The organism is Brevibacillus invocatus (assembly GCF_003710915.1).
GTDB lineage: Bacteria > Bacillota > Bacilli > Brevibacillales > Brevibacillaceae > Brevibacillus > Brevibacillus invocatus.
Map to the genome: position 1 here is coordinate 116,461 of NZ_RHHR01000015.1, position 18,094 is coordinate 134,554.

General features: G+C 51.6%; 14 protein-coding genes. 12 read left to right on the top strand and 2 right to left on the bottom strand.

What is annotated here, in order from left to right:
• Positions 1-8 precede the first annotated feature (8 nt).
• The 4 genes from ligA to pruA all read left to right on the top strand — a co-directional run bounded on the left by ligA (position 9) and on the right by pruA (position 5,852).
• A complete protein-coding gene (gene ligA, locus EDM52_RS11105) occupies positions 9-2,024 on the top strand; it encodes an NAD-dependent DNA ligase LigA (RefSeq protein ID WP_122909053.1) in 2,016 nt (671 codons plus the stop codon).
• 50 nt (positions 2,025-2,074) lie between these two features.
• Complete coding sequence (locus EDM52_RS11110) at positions 2,075-2,953, top strand: WD40/YVTN/BNR-like repeat-containing protein (RefSeq protein WP_122909054.1); 879 nt, start codon at positions 2,075-2,077, stop codon at positions 2,951-2,953.
• A gap of 34 nt (positions 2,954-2,987) precedes the next feature.
• Positions 2,988-4,052, top strand: coding sequence for a CamS family sex pheromone protein (locus tag EDM52_RS11115; RefSeq protein WP_122909055.1), 1,065 nt, complete (start codon positions 2,988-2,990; stop codon positions 4,050-4,052).
• Positions 4,053-4,304: 252 nt separating this feature from the next.
• Positions 4,305-5,852 (top strand): L-glutamate gamma-semialdehyde dehydrogenase, encoded by a 1,548-nt coding sequence (pruA, locus tag EDM52_RS11120; protein WP_122909056.1) that lies wholly within the window; start codon positions 4,305-4,307, stop codon positions 5,850-5,852.
• Between the two features lie 237 nt (positions 5,853-6,089).
• On the opposite strand, the gene EDM52_RS11125 is transcribed toward pruA, so the two are convergent.
• On the bottom strand, positions 6,090-7,037 hold the full coding sequence (locus tag EDM52_RS11125; protein ID WP_245996796.1) for a diguanylate cyclase domain-containing protein: 948 nt from the start codon (positions 7,035-7,037) through the stop codon (positions 6,090-6,092).
• A 319-nt stretch (positions 7,038-7,356) separates the two neighbouring features.
• On the opposite strand from EDM52_RS11125, the gene asd reads away from it, so the two are divergent.
• The 4 genes from asd (at position 7,357) to gatB (ending at position 12,217) form a co-directional block, all read left to right on the top strand.
• Positions 7,357-8,202 carry an archaetidylserine decarboxylase gene (asd, locus tag EDM52_RS11130; protein ID WP_122909057.1) on the top strand — a complete coding sequence of 282 codons (846 nt, stop codon included), beginning with the start codon at positions 7,357-7,359 and terminating at the stop codon, positions 8,200-8,202.
• Positions 8,203-8,981: 779 nt separating this feature from the next.
• Positions 8,982-9,272 carry an Asp-tRNA(Asn)/Glu-tRNA(Gln) amidotransferase subunit GatC gene (gene gatC, locus EDM52_RS11140; RefSeq protein ID WP_122909058.1) on the top strand — a complete coding sequence of 97 codons (291 nt, stop codon included), beginning with the start codon at positions 8,982-8,984 and terminating at the stop codon, positions 9,270-9,272.
• Positions 9,273-9,305: 33 nt separating this feature from the next.
• Positions 9,306-10,775, top strand: a complete 1,470-nt coding sequence (gatA, locus tag EDM52_RS11145) for an Asp-tRNA(Asn)/Glu-tRNA(Gln) amidotransferase subunit GatA (RefSeq protein WP_122909059.1) — start codon at positions 9,306-9,308, stop codon at positions 10,773-10,775.
• A gap of 5 nt (positions 10,776-10,780) precedes the next feature.
• Positions 10,781-12,217, top strand: coding sequence for an Asp-tRNA(Asn)/Glu-tRNA(Gln) amidotransferase subunit GatB (gene gatB / locus EDM52_RS11150; protein ID WP_122909060.1), 1,437 nt, complete (start codon positions 10,781-10,783; stop codon positions 12,215-12,217).
• Positions 12,218-12,514: 297 nt separating this feature from the next.
• Here gatB and EDM52_RS11155 read toward each other — a convergent pair whose 3' ends face one another.
• Complete coding sequence (locus tag EDM52_RS11155; RefSeq protein ID WP_122909061.1) at positions 12,515-14,266, bottom strand: RNA polymerase sigma factor; 1,752 nt, start codon at positions 14,264-14,266, stop codon at positions 12,515-12,517.
• Positions 14,267-14,393: 127 nt separating this feature from the next.
• Here EDM52_RS11155 and EDM52_RS11160 point away from each other — a divergent pair, with 127 nt between their 5' ends.
• From EDM52_RS11160 to EDM52_RS11175, 4 genes are all read left to right on the top strand, one after another.
• A complete protein-coding gene (locus EDM52_RS11160; RefSeq protein ID WP_245996798.1) occupies positions 14,394-14,756 on the top strand; it encodes a hypothetical protein in 363 nt (120 codons plus the stop codon).
• Between the two features lie 114 nt (positions 14,757-14,870).
• Entirely contained in the window at positions 14,871-15,599 is a 729-nt protein-coding gene (locus EDM52_RS11165; protein WP_122909062.1) for an ABC transporter ATP-binding protein, read from the top strand.
• Positions 15,599-16,774: an ABC transporter permease gene (locus EDM52_RS11170; RefSeq protein ID WP_122909063.1), complete on the top strand. Its 1,176-nt coding sequence runs from the start codon at positions 15,599-15,601 to the stop codon at positions 16,772-16,774. Before EDM52_RS11165 ends, EDM52_RS11170 begins: the two co-directional genes overlap by 1 nt.
• A 38-nt stretch (positions 16,775-16,812) precedes the next feature.
• Positions 16,813-17,736 carry a DMT family transporter gene (locus EDM52_RS11175; RefSeq protein WP_122909269.1) on the top strand — a complete coding sequence of 308 codons (924 nt, stop codon included), beginning with the start codon at positions 16,813-16,815 and terminating at the stop codon, positions 17,734-17,736.
• Positions 17,737-18,094 lie beyond the last annotated feature (358 nt).

The window sequence follows — 18,094 nt, forward strand, 5'->3', positions numbered from 1 at the left end:
CGGATGAAATGGATCGATTGACGGCTGTAACGAAAATCGCGGAATTAACGAATAGTATTGAACGGCATAACCGTCTCTATCATGAAGAGGATCGGCCGGAGATTAGCGATCAGGAGTATGATCAGCTGGTGCGGGAATTGATAGAGCTGGAAGCCCGTTTTCCTGAGCTTGCCCAGCCTGATTCTCCGACCAAGCGAGTGGGCGGAGCGCCGTTGCCTTTCTTTGAAAAGGTCGTACATAAGACGCCGATGCTCAGTCTCGGCAATGCCTTTGGAGAAGACGATCTGCGCGATTTTGACCGCCGTGTACGTCAAGCGGTGGGCAGCCAGGCGGTGCGTTACGTCTGCGAGCTGAAGATCGACGGGCTTGCCGTGTCGCTTCACTATGAAAACGGACTGTTCGTCAAGGGAGCGACTCGCGGGGACGGCACGACGGGTGAGGACATTACCCAAAACCTGAGGACGATTCGCTCGATCCCTTTGCGCCTGAGCCGACCCTTGACACTGGAGGTGCGCGGAGAAGCGTATATGCCCAAGCCTGCCTTTGAAAAGCTGAACAAGGAGCGGGAAGAGCGTGGCGAGCCGCTGTTTGCCAATCCGCGCAACTCGGCTGCGGGTTCTTTGCGTCAGCTCGACCCCAAAATCGCTGCGTCCAGACAGCTGGATACATTTATCTACGGAATAGGCGAGTTGCAAGGGGAGAGTGTGGATTCGCACAGCGAAGGACTGGATTTGCTGGAGACGCTCGGCTTCAAGGTCAATCAGGAGCGCCGTGTTTTTGCGGATATCGAAGAAGTGATTTCCTTTATAAATACTTGGACTGAAAAGCGTCCGACTCTTCCCTATGAAATCGATGGCATGGTCATCAAGCTGGACAGCTACGCGCAGCAACAGGAGCTGGGCTTTACCGCGAAAAGTCCACGCTGGGCCATCGCCTACAAGTTTCCGGCCGAGGAAGCCGTGACCGTTCTCGAAGGAATCGAGGTTTCTGTTGGCCGTACGGGCACAGTCACGCCGACTGCTTTGCTCAAGCCTGTCAGTCTGGCTGGTACGACCGTGAAGCGTGCCTCCTTGCACAATGAAGACATCATCCGTGAAAAAGGATTGTTGATCGGTGATTATGTAGTGGTAAAAAAAGCCGGAGACATTATCCCGGAAATCGTTGCGGTACTGCCAGAGCGGCGAACGGGTAATGAAACACCGTTTTCCATGCCGACTCATTGCCCGGAGTGCGGCAGTGATCTGGTGCGCCTGGAGGAAGAAGTGGCCCTGCGATGCATCAATCCGATGTGTCCTGCCCTGATTCGGGAAGGAATGATCCATTTTGTTTCCAGAACGGCCATGAATATCGATGGCCTTGGAGAAAAAGTGGTGGCACAATTGTTTAACGATGGTATTATTCACAGTGTCGCGGATCTGTACTATTTGCACCAGCAGCGCGACGTGCTTTTGGGCATGGAGCGGATGGGTGAAAAGTCGGTCGACAATCTGTTGGCTGCGATTGAGGCGAGCAAGGAAAACTCGCTGGAGCGTCTCTTGTTCGGCCTGGGTATCCGTTTGGTCGGAGCCAAGGCTGCGCGGGTATTGGCCGAGCACTTTGGACATATAGACGCCATCATGCAAGCGGAGGAAGCCGATTTTACACAGATTGACGAGATCGGACCTAAAATGGCGGCCAGTCTGATCCACTATTTCCGCCAACCGCAGGCAGAGGCTGTGATCGAGAGGCTGAAGGCAGCCGGAGTGAATATGACCTATAAAGGCATCCGGATAGAGAGTGGCGATGACCTGCCATTCGCTGGAAAAACGATTGTGTTGACCGGCACGCTCGCTCAGATGTCGAGGCAAGAAGCGGAAGAAGCGATTGCCCGTCTGGGAGGCAAGGTGACTGGAAGCGTCAGCAAGAAGACCGATCTGGTCATCGCAGGAGAAAAAGCAGGTTCCAAGCTTGAAAAAGCGGAAAAATTAGGCGTGGCTGTGATGGACGAGGCTGGATTTTTGCAAGTTCTGGAAGGCAACGGATAATCTCGAAAGAAGCTGCGCAAGACAGGAAACGGAAGGAATGGTGATGGAGTATGAAAAAGTTCCAGCGATGGGGAGCTGTCTTGATTGCGATGAGCGTCATGACTGGCTGCAGTGAGAGCGGACCGAATAAGCCATCTTCTTCATCTGTTACAGCAGCAGCAATGCCGGGAGATCTGACCTATCAGGAGGTACTGGAAAAGGGAGGAACGGTTCACAACCTCTCCATGCGTGCGTCGGATCAAATATGGGTCGGCACCAATTCCGGTTTGTACTATTCGGCGGATCGCGGAGGCTGGGGACTGCTTTCATCCCAGATCGAGTATCAGGATATCGTAGGCTGGTACATTGATCCGAATGATCCCGATCACATCATTATTGCCGGACATACGGGAGTCATGCGCTCTGAAGACGGAGGCAAGCATTGGGATTCGATCGGCAAAGGGCTCCCTTCTCCAGCTAATATCCGCAGTTTTGTCGGTATTCAGGAGGAAGACCAACTTCGACTGTGTGCCTTTGTATCCGGTGAAGGCATCTATCATTCGGTAGATGGCGGCGAAATCTGGAGCATGTGGCTGCCGATGGATCAGGAAGTCTATGCCATGGACTTCAATCCGGTGGAAAACCGTTTGTACGTAGCCGCGCAATTCAGCCTGTTTTATCATGAGGATGGCCAATGGAAGTCGGAAGTGGTGCCACAGGCCCAGCAGACGTATTCGCTGGCTGTAGACCCACGCTCAGGTGTATTGGCAGTCGCTACGGAACAGGGCGTATTTGAAAAAGCAAATGGCGAATGGCGCCTGCTGAATGCCAAAGCGCCTGAAAGATTAATTGTAGTTGCCCCTGGAGAAGGAAAAACGAAGTGGATTGGAATTGGCGAATCCGCGCTGATCTACTCGTTAGCCAACGACAGGTGGACAAAATGGAACTGACGAGCTCAACTTCCAGACAGATAAGGAGTAACGTATGAAAGCGAAGTTTTTGGCACGATGCAAGCTGGCGGCGGCAGGACTTCTCGCGATCGTAGCAACGGGATGCTCGCTGCTTCCCACTGACAAGGAGCGTGTAGTGGAACCGACCGAGCCATCTCTGTCTCCGGTTATTGAAGTGTCGGAGGATTACTATGGAAGTATTCTGCCCTACAAACCCAACCAGACACGGGGAATGTTAAGTGAGAATAAATTCCGGATTGATTTCAGCCATCTTGAGCTGGGCATGATGGAATTTGCCAGGGATACCTACCCGACGTCCTCCTTTTTGTTCCAGGAAGGACAACAGATCCAGAAAGAGCAGGTACGTGCATGGATTGCCGAAGAAAAGGCAGGGGCTGCGACCGGACAGCGTAAAACGGGCTTGCTCGTTCACGTCATGGAGCACAATTACCTGAACAAGGAAACACAGCAGCTCGCCGGAATGGCATTGGGCCTATCTCTGTCGCCTGTGTATCAAGATGCTACAGGCCAGGAAAAACGGTACACAGTACAAGAGCTGCAGGAACGAGGTCAGCAATTAGCCACCAAGATTGTTCAATCGGTTCGGGGAAAAAATCTGCAGGTACCGCTCCTGATCATGCTGTACCAGGTGCCTGATGTCAGTTCATCGCTGGTTCCAGGGAACTTTATTATGTCCGGAACCGTGAATGCGAATGAATCGGCAATCTCAAAATGGCAGGCGATCGAAGAAGAGTTTTTCCTTTTTCCTAGCCCTGAAGTTGCAAGCAAATATGCCCAACAATCCCTGCAATACGACAAGTTCATGAGGGAGTCCCAGTCTTTTTTCCGGGATTTTATCGGTATGACTGGCGTCGGGCGTTTTATGGGCGGAAACCTCACAGAATTGACCATAACGGCTACAGCTGAATACGATTCTCGTACAGAGGTTCTGCAGTTTACCCAATTTGCTGCGAATAACATCGACCAGCTTTTTGACAAAAGCGTGCATGTCAATATGTATGTACAAGCGATGAACAAGCCGCTCGCGGTCTATATTCGTCCTGTAAAAGGTGAACCTTACATGCATATTTATCGATAATTAGATGGTAAAGGCTCGTAATGGGCGCTCTCGAAGCGTGTCCGTAACGAGTCTTTTTTCTTGCACAAAACCGTTCATTATGTGCAATCTTTGAACATATGTGTGCAAGTCATTCCCTTATTCCGGTTTGTTGTTTTGAGGTGAAATAGTAAACACTAGCGGGGTAGGGAGACGTATGTAATGGATTGGTACGATCATTGCATATGTATGTGGATGAATGGGTATGGAAGAAATTGATAAGGAGGCGTCATCATGCAAGTAGAATTTAAAAACGAGGCGTTTACCAATTTTGGCTTGCCGGAAAACAAAAAAGCATTTGAGCAAGCACTGGCAAAAGTGGAGAGTGAACTAGGAAGAGAGTACGACCTGATCATTGGCGGGGAGCGTATCTCGACCGAAAGGAAATCCCGCTCCATCAACCCTTCTCATACAAATCAAGTGGTGGGAATCGTTTCCCAGGCAGACCAGGAGTTGGCTGAAAAGGCCATGCAAACAGCAGCGAAAACGTTTGAAACCTGGAAAAAGGTGCCTGGCACCGATCGCTCCCGCTATCTGTATAAAGCGGCTGCTATTCTGCGTCGCCGCAAGCATGAATTCTCGGCATGGCTGGTAAAAGAGGCAGGAAAAAGCTGGAATGAGGCAGATGCGGATACGGCTGAAGCGATTGACTTTATGGAGTATTACGCTCGTCAAATGGATAAGCTGTCCCAGCGTCATGAATTGCCGCGAATTCCGGATGAAGACAACGAGCTGTACTACGTTCCACTGGGTGTAGGTGTCGTGATTCCGCCTTGGAACTTCCCATTGGCGATCATGGTAGGGATGACAACAGCTGCCCTTGTAGCAGGAAATACCGTTGTTTTGAAACCAGCATCCACTACACCGGTCATCGCTGCAAAATTCATGGAGATTTTGGAAGATGCAGGCGTACCGGCAGGCGTTGTCAACTTCGTGCCAGGCTCCGGCAGCGAGATCGGTGACTATCTGGTCGAACATACATTGACTCGTTTCATCAGCTTTACGGGTTCCCGCGATGTGGGACTTCGTATCAATGAGCTGGCAGCCAAGCATCGTCCTGGCCAAAAATGGATGAAGCGTCTCGTCGCTGAAATGGGCGGCAAGGATTCCATCGTAGTAGACAGCGAGTGCGATATTGAATTGGCTGCTCAATCGATCGTCGCTTCCGCGTTTGGCTTCTCTGGTCAAAAATGCTCGGCATGCTCACGTGCAATCGTGCATCAGGACGTGTACGATCAGGTGTTGAATCGCGTAGTCGAACTGACCAAGCAGCTCACTGTGGGAGATATCGCATCGAACGAATTCTACACCGGTCCGGTAGTGGACGACAAAGCGTTCAATAAAATTCTCGAATACATCGAGATCGGGAAAAAAGAAGGCAAGCTGATGGCTGGCGGAGAGAAAGGGCCAGAAGGAGGATATTTCATCCTACCGACTGTCTTTGCAGATGTAGATCCACAAGCGCGAATCATGCAGGAAGAAATCTTTGGACCTGTGGTGGCTTTCTCCAAGGCAAAAGACTTTGATCATGCGATGGAGATCGCGAATAATACCGAGTACGGCTTGACTGGTTCTGTGATCAGCCGCAATCGTGAGCATCTGGAGCGTGCGCGTGAAGAATTCCACGTAGGAAATCTGTACTTCAACCGCAAGTGTACAGGAGCTTTGGTAGGTGTCCATCCGTTTGGAGGCTTTAACATGTCTGGTACTGACTCCAAAGCTGGCGGACCTGACTATCTGCTGCTCTTCACGCAAGCCAAATTGGTTTCGGAAAAAATGTAATTTCGATTCAGGTATGAGAGCTGCCTCTGCAAAGGGGTGGCTTTTTCGTTGTACTATCGGAAAGTTTAAGTGCGCTAAAGCGCTAAAAAGATTAGCGGAAGATAGTATAAGTGCAACTAAGGCTCCGCCAAAAGCTTGGCGTAGCCAAGTATTCTAATGTCTGGTGAATGATTTTTTGGCAGCAGTGCCAAAAATAGTGGCAGTAGGCGGAGAGGCAGCGGAGAAATTTTTGTTGAATCATTCGTTCGGAAACCTGTAAAACTGATTACGCCCCGTTTCTTTAGCTAGATAAAGTGCTTCGTCTGCACGGTTCAAGAGTTCATCCACTGTAGTAGCGTTTAGCGGATACAGGGCAATCCCAATACTGGAGGTCACGGTAAAGGTTGCGTCTTGCACCTGCCAGGGCTCCTCAATGGCTTTCAAAATGCGGGCTGCAACCTCCTCTGCTTGAGTTGGGTGCTGCACATGGCGAATGACGACGACGAACTCGTCTCCACCAAGCCGGGATACTGTATCTTCGTCTCGTACACAGGCTTGCAGACGTTCCGCCAGCATTTGCAGGAAGGCATCGCCTGTGGCGTGACCCCAGGTGTCGTTGATTTGTTTGAAGTAATCACAGTCTAGAAAGAGAACGGCGACCATCTCATCATCGTCTTTGGTTTCGTGCAAAGCGCGCTCCAACTGGAGTTCAAGCAGGCGGCGATTGGGCAGCCCTGTCAGGACATCGTGGTAAGCCATGAATTCCAGCTTTGCTTCCAATTGCTTGCGCTCGGTAATATCGCGAGTGACGGCAAACACGTGCGTGCAAACCCCGTCGGTATTAATGACAGGAGTAAGAATGGACTCGCCAATGATGTCGTCTTCGTTCGTTTGATGCACGGGGTTTCGGCTTGTAACGGCTTTCTCGTACATGTGCACGAGCGCTGCTGCTTTTTCTGCGGGATAAACATCTTCGAATCGCTTGCCGTAGGCGGTTTTGTCCAACTGAGCGTATCGCATGGCTGAAGGATTCATCAAGACATAGCGGAACTGGTACTCTCCCTCGGACACCTCTTCGACCGACATGAGGAAAAGCATGTCCGATATATGTTCAAATAAGTCAGACAAAATGTCCCCGTATTGATTGATCAGAGTGGTGATGTTCCGCTTCCCGATCTCATTGGCTCCGAAGTTCATCATACTCATAGCTGATTATCTCCCAAGTTAGGCTTAATCTCTTTATTATAGTACACACAGCTAGGGAATGAAATGATCCAGGATGATGGAGAGCAGGCTTTACTGGAAGCAACCGGAAGTGGTAAAGTGGGTTTATCCAATTTTTTTGTACTATCGGAAAGTTTAAGTGCGCTAAAGCGCTAAAAAGATTAGCGGAAGATAGTATAAGTGCAACTAAGGCTCCGCCAAAAGCTTGGCGTAGCCAAGTTTTCTAAACGTGTAAGAATTTATCATCCATACAAATGCCTCGATCGAGGTTTGTTTTCGAAGAATATCAAGGAGTTGTCTTATGCGAAAAAAGCTACTGCCAGGTCTGATTCATCGTTTGCCTCAAAATGCGATGTCACGGACGATGGGAAAAATTACCGCGACAAAATTTAGCCGTCTGGCGATTCAACGATATATTCGGCACTACCAGATTGATGCTTCCATCGTGGAAAAACCAGTGAAGGAATACAAAACACTCAAGGAGTTCTTTACCCGCCGTCTGAAGTCGGGTGCTCGTCCGATTGCCGAGGGAGCGGATGTGGTAGTCAGTCCTGTGGACGGAACCATTTCCCAGCTCGGGGATATTTGTGAAGGCACACTGATTCAGGCCAAGGGCAAAGGGTACAGTGTCGAAGAGCTCTTGGGGGGCTGCGCCCATGAGGCAGAGCGCTATTACGGAGGCAAGTTTATCACGATCTATCTGAGTCCGCGTGACTATCACCGGATTCACATGCCTGTAACCGGGAATCTGATGGGGTACAGCTATCTTCCAGGCAGACTGTATCCGGTCAATCAACTGGGCGTAGAGCATGTGGATCGCCTGTTTGCCCGCAATGAGCGTCTCGTAACCTACATCCACACGGAGAATCAGGGAGAAGTGGCGCTGATTAAGGTAGGGGCTCTTTTTGTCGGCAGCGTAAAGGTCGTCTACAACACCGCGACGACCAACGTGAAGAAAGCAAGACAAATGGAGGGGCCGATTGACGGAACGCCGGTATATGAAAAAGGAGATGAGGTGGGCTGGTTTGAATTCGGCTCCACTGTGATCCTGCTCTTTGAATCCGGTCAGCTGGAATGGGCATCAGGTGTGGAGACAGGTGCTTCCCTGCTGATGGGCCAAAAATTGGCGACCATCCCGATCAAGTAAAAATGGACTGGCAAAGACCTAAGCCTAAGATCCTCGGACTTGGGCTTTTTTTAATGGTATGTTAATCCAGCCGTAGTGGTGGGCAGGAAACAGGAGAAAACGCTCCAGCTTCTTGGGCTACCCGCACAGGAGATGCACTGCCCGACTCCGTGAAAAAAACGAAACCGCGTCCAAACACGCTTAAGAGCGTGTTTCGTTTTTTTCACTCCGTCTCGGTAGGTAGCCCAAAGATCTTCGCTTATTTCTCCTGTTTCCTGTGGACAGCTTTGTTTATTCCCGTCTTTTTCAAGAGCGTGTGAAATACCATCTACGAAGCTGAACTTGAACAAGGTTTAAGCTTAGAACAAGCACCCAAGCTGGTGAGAGAAAAAAGAAGAAAAAAGCGAAAGTCTTTGGGATTCCTACCGAAGCGGAATGAAAAAAGAGAAACCTGCCTTTAGCGTCCACCCATGAGATCCATCCTGAACCGGCTGCTTTGGACGCGGGTTTCCCTTTTTTCATGGAGCTGGGCAGGAATACCCCCAGCAGGAATCCCAAGAACTTGGAGCGTTTTCTTCTTTTTTCTCTCCTCCACCACAGCGCGGTCGATAACCAAAAGGGTCTAAAGTTCTATTCCACTAAAGCGATAATGGTCAAAAGCGTGAGAAAAACGAAGGCTTTGCCAGTAGCCCTGTCGACATGCCGAGTTTTTCTATGCAGGATGGGGGAGGGGAAATTGACTCAACCAGCCTCTTTCAAGTAAGATCAAAGTTATGTGATACGATTCGGAGGTGGAAAACATGAGTGCCATTACTCGCAAGGAAGTGGAGCACGTAGCCAATCTGGCTCGCTTGCAATTAACCGAAGAAGAGGCGGAGCGTTACACGAAGGATTTGAACGCCATTCTTGATTTTGCCGCCAAACTGAATGAGCTGGATACGTCCAGCGTTCAACCGACCAGCCATGCGACGGATGTGAAAAACGTCATGCGTGAAGACGTGAATCGTCCATCCTTGCCGATCGCGGAAGTACTGAAAAACGCACCTGATCACGAAGACGGGCAATTCAAGGTGCCTGCCGTGTTCGAATAATTCGACTGGAGAAAGAGAAGGGAGGAACTTACTGTGTCGCTGTTTGACAAGCGATTGTCGGAGATACATAGCGCCTTGCGCGCGAAGGAGTTGTCCGTTACCGATCTGGTACAAGCCTCTGTAGCCAGCATCAAGGAACATGATGGAGAAATCAAATCGGTTCTGGAAGTGGATGAGGAGGGTGCCCTTGCCCATGCCCGCAAGCTGGACGAGCAGCTAGCCGGGGGAGAAGAGCTGGGGCTGTTGTTCGGTCTGCCAGCGGGAGTGAAAGACAACATCGTGACAAAAGGGATTCGCACGACATGTGCAAGCAAATTTTTGTCCAATTACGATCCTGTGTACGACGGTACGGTATCGCAAAAGGTGAAGGAAGCCGATGCGGTAATAGTCGCTAAGCTGAACATGGACGAATTTGCGATGGGCGGCTCCAATGAAAATTCTGGATTTTTCCCTGCAAAAAACCCATGGAACACCGATTATGTACCGGGCGGCTCCAGTGGTGGATCGGCTGCAGCGATGGCGGCGCGCCATTTTTACTTTACACTCGGGTCTGACACAGGCGGATCGATTCGCCAGCCAGCGGCTTTTTGCGGCGTTGTCGGCTTGAAGCCTACATATGGCCGTGTCTCCCGCTTTGGTCTGGTGGCCTTCGCATCCTCGCTGGATCAGATCGGACCGATTACGAAAAACGTGGAAGACTCGGCATTCGTACTCCAGGCCATTGCTGGACACGATGCTTATGATTCCACTTCTGCCAATGTGGAAGTGCCTGACTTCCTGTCCGCACTGACAGGCGATGTCAAAGGGCTGCGCATTGGTGTGCCCAAAGAGCTGATCGGGGAAGGGATCGATCCGGAGGTGCGCGAAGCGGTTCTGGCTGCATTGAAACAGCTGGAGAGCCTGGGCGCGACCTGGAGCGAGGTCTCCATGCCGCATACGGAATACGCGGTACCTGCTTATTACCTGCTCGCTTCCTCGGAAGCTTCATCCAACCTGGCTCGTTTTGACGGTGTGCGCTACGGCGTACGTGCGGACAATGCGGAAAACCTGATCGACCTGTACAAGGAATCCCGCAGCCAAGGCTTTGGACCAGAGGTAAAACGCCGGATCATGCTCGGCACCTACGCGCTTTCGTCCGGTTACTACGACGCGTATTACAAAAAAGCACAGCAAGTAAGGACCCTGATCATTCAGGATTTCAATAACATCTTTGCAGACTTTGACGTCATTCTCCACCCGACCACGCCGACCACCGCGTTCAAGATCGGCGACAAGGTAGATGATCCGGTGAAAATGTACCTGGAGGACATTTGCACCGTTCCCGTCAACCTGGCGGGTCTGCCAGCGATCAGCGTACCGTGCGGCTTTGCGAAAAGCGGTCTGCCAATCGGCTTGCAGATCGTCGGCAAGGCGTTTGACGAATCCACCGTGCTGCGTGTGGCACATGCCTACGAGCAATCCGTCGGCCATCACCTGCGCAAGCCGGAATGGGTGAGGGGGTAAGGAATATGAGCAAGTACGAAACCGTCATCGGCTTGGAGGTCCATGCCGAGCTGTCTACGAACAGTAAAATCTTCTGTGGCTGCCCGACCGAGTTCGGTGCACCGCCGAATACCCACACCTGCCCGATTTGCTTGGGTCATCCCGGTGTGCTCCCGGTAACCAACAAGCAAGCCGTGGAGTTTGCGATGAAAGCGGCGCTTGCGCTCAACTGCGAGATATCCCGCGAGACCAAGTTTGACCGCAAAAACTACTTTTATCCCGATTCTCCGAAAGCGTATCAAATCTCTCAGTTTGATCAGCCAATCGGCTACAACGGCTGGATTGATATCGAAGTGAACGGAGAGACCAAGCGCATCGGGATCACGCGTCTGCATCTGGAAGAGGATGCGGGCAAGCTGACGCACAGCGATTTTGGCGGAGAGTCCTTGGTAGACTTCAACCGCGTCGGGGTACCTTTGGTGGAGATTGTCTCGGAGCCGGATATCCGCACACCGGAAGAAGCGCGTGCGTATCTGGAAAAGCTGAAAGCGATTATCCAGTACACGGAAGTTTCCGACGTACGCATGGAGCAAGGCTCGCTGCGTTGCGATGCCAACGTCTCGATTCGCCCTTATGGTCAAGAAGAATTCGGTACCAAAGCTGAGCTGAAAAACATGAACTCATTCCGCAACGTACAGGCTGGACTGGAGTACGAGGTGAAGCGTCAGGCAGAGGTGCTCGATTCTGGAGGCAAGGTCGTACAGGAAACACGCCGTTGGGATGAAGCCAACCGCAAGACCTTGTCCATGCGCTCCAAGGAAGAAGCGCATGACTACCGTTACTTCCCGGACCCGGATCTGGTGCGTATGCAGATTTCCGAAGAGTGGATCGAGGCTGTCCGTGCAACCATTCCAGAGCTGCCAGATGCGCGTAAAGCTCGCTATGTGAATGAATTCGGACTGTCGCAGGCGGATGCCGAGGTACTGACAATCTCCAAGGAGACGGCTGATTTCTTTGATGAAACCGTGAAGACAGGTGCCGATCCGAAAGCGGTAGCCAACTGGCTGATGGTGGACCTGCTGGCTCATTTGAACGCCAATGACATGGAGTTTGCGGAAGTGAAAATGACGCCGCATGGCTTGGGTGAAATGATCAAGCTCATCGCAGACGGCACGATCTCTTCCAAAATCGCCAAAACCGTCTTCAAGGAAATGATCGAAACAGGCAAGGAGCCGAAACAGATCGTCGAGGAAAAAGGACTGGTGCAAATCAGCGACGAGGGTGCGCTGCGCCAAATTGTCGTCGATGCGGTCAACTCCAACCCGCAGGCTGTCGCCGACTACAAGGCGGGGAATCAGAAGGCTGCTGCTTTCTTCGTCGGACAAGTGATGAAGCAGACCAAGGGAAAAGCAAATCCGCCGATGGTCAACAAGCTCATTGCGGAAGTTTTGAAAGATATGTAACGGTTTTCATATGACAAAGGCGGGGCTGTCCTAAGGGATGGCCTCGCCTAACTATTTTCGATGAGAAGTTGCCGTGGTGAGGAAAAGAAGGTTTCCGATCTTCGCTTGGTTCTACGTCCGCAGGGAGGTAGAGACTGTCCGCTCCGCTGGGCAGGACTTCGCCATAAGCTACGCCTGGAAACCTTCTTCTCCTGCGTAGCCGGAGACTTTCAATACATCTAAAAAAGTCAAAGGAACTTGCTTTCAGCACCCCTTTGTGGTGTGAAAGGCAAGTCCCTTTGTTTGTTTAAGAGACCATTACTCGGACAAAGTCTCCAGCATTTGTTCCAACAAGACAACAGCTTCCTTTTCCACTTGTTCAATCGATTGCAGGATGGCAATTGCCTGTTGTCCATGAACAGGATTATTTGGCTCCCCACCAGCAGGGAACGGGAAGAGTCGGCTCAGCTCGGCGAATTGTTCTGAGATGCTCTCATACAGTGCAGCAGATTTGCGGAGGTTGGGACGAATGGCGTCAAAAGTCGAGTCTGTCCATGTATCGGCGATCTCTCCCCAGAAAAGTGCGGCGTTGCGTCTTGCGTCGAGAGCTACAGCGGTCGTGTAGGCATTGCCGTTGGGCTCGATGCTGCCCTTTTCATAGGCTTCCTTCCAGGCTGTATACGCCGCCAGTCCATTGACCACCTCATCACAGTTGCTGTCTTCCTGCTCGCGATAATGATGGAGGGCTATATGGATGGCTTGCTTGAGCATCGAATGCTGGTCGGTTTGAATAGGCTCACGAATCGACAGGACGAACAGCTCCTCGATCAATCCGCGTCCCAAATCCTCGTAGGCAATCGTCTGATCATGCCCGCAGTTGTCGGCTGCATGGAGAAGCTTTTGCTCATCATCGTAGCCGTAAATCAATCCGAACTCGGGGATGAAGAGATCCCAGGCAAGGACGGGATGACCGCGATCGATCGAGCGATGAATGAGTTCGAGCGCCTCAGGGAGGGATTGCGCGATTTCACGTTTTTTCCGAGCGCTGGCGCTGAGGAGGGCGGGATCGACGAGATTGGCATTGAGGGCTGGTCCATCTGCTGCCTTGCCTTCATTGATAACGTTTGATTCAAAACCAATATTGCGCAGGCCCTGCTGCAGCACTTTTGTAAAGTCAAACATGGTGGGACCGGCGATGTGTATACCATCAGGCACGACAGTTAGGCGAAACGCGTGACCACTTACGCCCATCACCATCGGGAAAGACATTTTTTTGCCTGTATTTTCGATCATTCCGTACAAAGCCATCGCGCAGGTCACCCACGTTGGCTGCCTCAGTGCTGCCGGTTTATCCAAGATCACTTTTTTCATCGTACCCGCTTCCTTTCGAGAGTTTACGTATTGGTCAACCACGACGCGCGTTTTTTCCTGAATCAGCTTTCTTCGAGAACGGGACAGGATCTGATAGACATTGCCCTGGGAGATCTGGAATAGCCGGGCTATCTCAGCAGGAGAGAGGTGATCGAAAAAATGCGACTCTACGATCTTACGCTCCCGGGCATTGAGACAGCTCAACAGATCCATGATGGTCTGGAGCAGCTCCCGGCGCATGAGGACGTCCTCAGGATTGGTGAGATTATCCGAGGCTTGTGACCAGGATCTGCCCAGCCTGCGCAAAATACTGTCCAGGTCTTCCCAATCGGTCGCTTCCACTTCCGATGCCTCACGCTGTATCCCGGTGAATACCTGCTCTCTTTTCTGTGGTCCTTTGGACAACCGCGTAAAGGCTTGATTGCGGACGATCCGGTGCAGCCAAGGCAAAAAACGGCGGCTGTCTGAGAGCTTACCCAGATGCAGGAAGGCGCGGATCAGGGCGTCCTGGACGATATCCTCTGCGAGAAAGGACTCCTGTGTGTACGAGCGCGCATACCCGTATACCTTTGCCCGATGACGCCTGACCAGCTCGCCAAACGCATCGCGGTCTCCAGTCTTTGCCCGTTCGACCAGGACTTCATCCTGTTCACCCTGATTTTCCTGTCTCGATCGCTGATTGAACATGGTTGTTTTCATTGCAAAAACTCCTCATCGGTAAGTTGACCTGAAACATAGACTCCTGAAGAGCAGGTTTCCTGACAAAATTGTAAAAAAATATGACCTCCCCTATAATGATACTGACATGATCGTGAGGAGGAAGAAAATGATGAAGCTGATTTCGGTGACAGGTGAACAGGTTCCTGCTAGCAAGGGTGGATCTCCTGCGGATACGTTTGACCGCTCGATTGCCACATGGGAAGTGGAAGGCAAACAAAAGACCACAACCGTCACGTATGTCCGTTACTTTGCCAAGGTATTGGCGGAGCAAGGCGTGTACGATCAGGAGGCACAGGGAGTTCCGGTCAGTCATCTGGTCGCCGTACTATACAAGGAAAAATACCCGCAAGCCACTGAAAGTCGTCATTATATCAATAATACAGCTGATTTTTTGGCTTTGTTTGCCGATTTTTCCCTCGCCGCCTTCAAAGAGCGCTACCCTGGTGCCGCTGGCTTAGCTCACGTATAAGAGCTGCGGGGAAGGGACGGAGGGAAAAGTCCAAAGATTCTGATGGACACCATGATGCAGTTTGCATAGCTCCCGGAATTTGAACATCTTGGAAGGCGAAGAGGGGGAAGCTGATTGATTGAGGTTCGAAAGGTAAGTAAAACGTTTGGAGCTTTTACGGCCCTGGAGGACGTTTCGTTTCGCGTGGAGGCTGGAGAGGTATACGGACTTTTGGGTGAGAATGGCGCCGGCAAGACGACGATGATGCGGATGATGGCGACGATCCTGAAGCCGACAGAGGGCGAAATCGAGGTGGCGGGCTATTCGGTCCGCATAGAGCCCGATGAAGTGCGCCGCCGGATTGGGATCTTGTTCGGCGGGGACGTGGGCTTGTACAGCCGATTGACGGCGAGAGAGAATATCGCATATTTCGGGAGCATGTACGGCATGGAGAAGCAAGCGATTGGGGAGCGGATCGAGCGGCTCAGCCAGATGTTTGAAATGGGAGCTTTTCTCGACAGGCGCGTTGGTCCCTTTTCTCGAGGGATGAAGCAAAAAGTGGCGATTGCCCGTACGCTTGTGCATGATCCTGATGTCATTTTGCTGGATGAACCGACGACAGGTCTGGATGTTACGGCCGCCAATATCTTTCGCCGGGTGATCGGCAGGCTTCAGGAGGAGGGGAAAACGATTCTCTTTTCCAGCCACAACATGGGGGAGATCGACAAGCTGTGCAAACGGATTGCCTTGATACACAAAGGCAGGCTCCAGTTTGCCGGAGCCTTGGAGCAGCTGCGCGCGCAATACGGAAAAGAGGACCTGGATGAGCTGTTCATGACGGTCGTGGAAGGGAGCGGTCGCTGATGCGCAATACGATCATCTGGGCCGTCTTTCAAAAAGAGATGCGGGATTTGTTCCGGGATCACAAGACGTGGCTCGGGACGTTTCTGATTCCGCTCGTGCTCGTGCCATTTGTCTTTTTCCTGATGGGCTCCTCCTACAGCAGTCAGGAGCAGGAGGCACGCGCCCACGTTCCGATTGCCGTCTACGGTTCTTCCGACTTGCTGAAACAGCTGGAAGCCATTCCTGGTGTCAGCTTTCATCAGCCAAGTGATCCCAATCAAGCCCTGCAAGCAGGTCAGCTGCGGGCCATCGTCAGGATTCCGGATCGCTTTGATGAGCGTTTGGAGGCAGGAGGTACGGCACAGCTGCACGTCGAATACGACAGTACCAATCAGAAGTCCGTTTACGCACGAGATGTGATTGAGGAGCGAGTCATGGCGTACAGCAAGCAAATCGCTGCTGAGCGTCTACAAGCGGCAGGGCTTTCTGAGACAGCTATCGAGCCGATCGAGGCTGTCTACGAGCAAGTCGCATCAGAGGAAAAGCGTTCGGGCGGCATGCTGGCAGGTATCATTCCGTTGATGCTGGTGGTGTCGCTAGCTTCCGGGGGGATCGCCGTAGCGAATGATCTGATTGCTGGGGAGAGAGAGCGTGGTACATTGGAAGCGTTGATGAGCGCCCCGATTCCTGCGAACCAGCTGCTGACGGCAAAGCTTCTTACGGTGATGATCATGAGCTGCACGAGTGCTACCGCTTCCCTGGTGTCCCTGACATTGATCCTTCACTTCGGACCGATTGCCTCTCAGGGTTTTGCGTTATCCCTTTTCACTCCTGTGACCTTGCTGGTGCTGATCCTGACTCTTTTGCTGCTTGCCGCTTTCTTTGCAGGGCTGGAGCTGATGCTGAGCATGAAGGCCAAGTCCGTGAAGGAAGGTCAGACCTACATGAGTGCGGTCATTTTTCTGGCGATGATCCCTTCGTATATGCTGATGCCGATCCATCCGGTGGATATTCCGCAGCATTACTACATGATCCCTGTATTCAACGGTGTATCGCTGGCCAAGGAAGTGTTTTACGGGAAAATCGACCCGATGCATGGGGTGATCGGATTGGGCACTTCCCTGTTGTATGTGGTTCTCATCATTGCCTGGACAGCGAGGTTGTTTCGCCGTGAAGGTGTGGTCGTCAAGCCCTGATCGGATGGTTTGATTATAGGGAAAGCTGGTGAGTGGTCTTGAATCCGCTCTATTTAGGGGTCATTTATGTCATCGTCTCTGCAGTCGGTTTTGGAGTCATGTCTATTTTTGCGGTCTATGCCTATGGAGCGGGCGCTTCCGTCTCCAGCTTGCTCTTCCTGCGTTTTTTGCTGGCTGCTGTCCTCTTTTTTGGACTGATGCTCCTGCGACGCGAATCGCTTGGCATCAACAAAAAGCAGCTGCTGTCCCTGATTTTGCTGGGAGGAGTGCTCTATACCCTGCAATCGCTCAGCTTTTTTTCGGCTGTCCAATACATCCCGACATCGTTGGCAGGGCTTGTACTTTACACCTTCCCCGTCTTCGTGGCGATCCTGAGCTTCTTCGTGGACAAGGAAGTGCTCCGTCTCAAGACCGTGGCGGCCATGCTTCTCTCTTTGCTGGGTCTGGGGCTGGTACTCGGGCTTTCCTTCGGTGGTATTCAACCGCTCGGTGTCGTGCTTGCTTTTGCTGCCGCACTTTTTTACTCGGTCTATATCGTGGTGGGCAATCGCGTAGGCAAAGGTCTTTCGCCGTATGTGACCTCCGGCTATATTGCGCTGTTTGCGTCCTGCTCCAGCTTAGTAGTGGCACAAGTGGATGGAGGCGTCGACCTTTCCTTTTTGGCGCAAGGCTGGTGGGCATTGGCGGGCATTGTTGTCTTTTCGACAGTCATGGCGATTAGCTGTTTTTTTCGCGGTCTGCAGCTGATCGGCTCGACCAAGGCTTCTGTCATCAGCATGGTGGAGCCTGTCGTGACGATCCTCTTTTCGGCTGTCTTGTTTGGCGAGCTGCTTGGCGGTTTGCAGTGGATTGGTGCCTGTGCCGTCATCGTGGGCGCTGTCCTGATTGTATTAGGCAAGCAGGAGACGCAGGAAAAACCGCTTGAGACTCAATATGAAACAGTGACTGTTCGGGGAGAATAATGAATGGAGGAATCGAACGCAAAAACCTCATTCATAGCAGAATGCACTGCACGCTAATTATTAGACCTTCCTAATAGTTGGGGTGCAGTTTTTTGTATGTGGCAAGAGTTCAATACAATACAGCAGTTTAGTATCAATAATTTCAAACAGATTGTTCGGGATTTTCAATTTTACTAATGGATTTTGGCCATTTATGATACTTCTATGGAAATCACCTTGGCTTGGACCGAAGGGGTTGTATGGGTAGAGACAGCATGATTTCGACGAAATAAGCTCTGGATTTCTTGCCTTGATTCAGAACCGCTACTTTTGAAAGAATCAGCTTTGATGGAAAGCTGTATCTCGCGGAGGATATTCA

What these genes read in the sequence shown, in the direction of transcription:
- ligA (WP_122909053.1), top strand. Translation starts at nt 9, where the DNA reads ATGGATCGATTGACGGCTGTAACGAAAATCGCGGAATTAACGAATAGT.
- EDM52_RS11110 (WP_122909054.1), top strand. Translation starts at nt 2,075, where the DNA reads ATGAAAAAGTTCCAGCGATGGGGAGCTGTCTTGATTGCGATGAGCGTC.
- EDM52_RS11115 (WP_122909055.1), top strand. Translation starts at nt 2,988, where the DNA reads ATGAAAGCGAAGTTTTTGGCACGATGCAAGCTGGCGGCGGCAGGACTT.
- pruA (WP_122909056.1), top strand. Translation starts at nt 4,305, where the DNA reads ATGCAAGTAGAATTTAAAAACGAGGCGTTTACCAATTTTGGCTTGCCG.
- EDM52_RS11125 (WP_245996796.1), bottom strand. Translation starts at nt 7,037, where the DNA reads ATGAGTATGATGAACTTCGGAGCCAATGAGATCGGGAAGCGGAACATC.
- asd (WP_122909057.1), top strand. Translation starts at nt 7,357, where the DNA reads ATGCGAAAAAAGCTACTGCCAGGTCTGATTCATCGTTTGCCTCAAAAT.
- gatC (WP_122909058.1), top strand. Translation starts at nt 8,982, where the DNA reads ATGAGTGCCATTACTCGCAAGGAAGTGGAGCACGTAGCCAATCTGGCT.
- gatB (WP_122909060.1), top strand. Translation starts at nt 10,781, where the DNA reads ATGAGCAAGTACGAAACCGTCATCGGCTTGGAGGTCCATGCCGAGCTG.
- EDM52_RS11155 (WP_122909061.1), bottom strand. Translation starts at nt 14,266, where the DNA reads ATGAAAACAACCATGTTCAATCAGCGATCGAGACAGGAAAATCAGGGT.
- EDM52_RS11160 (WP_245996798.1), top strand. Translation starts at nt 14,394, where the DNA reads ATGATGAAGCTGATTTCGGTGACAGGTGAACAGGTTCCTGCTAGCAAG.
- EDM52_RS11170 (WP_122909063.1), top strand. Translation starts at nt 15,599, where the DNA reads ATGCGCAATACGATCATCTGGGCCGTCTTTCAAAAAGAGATGCGGGAT.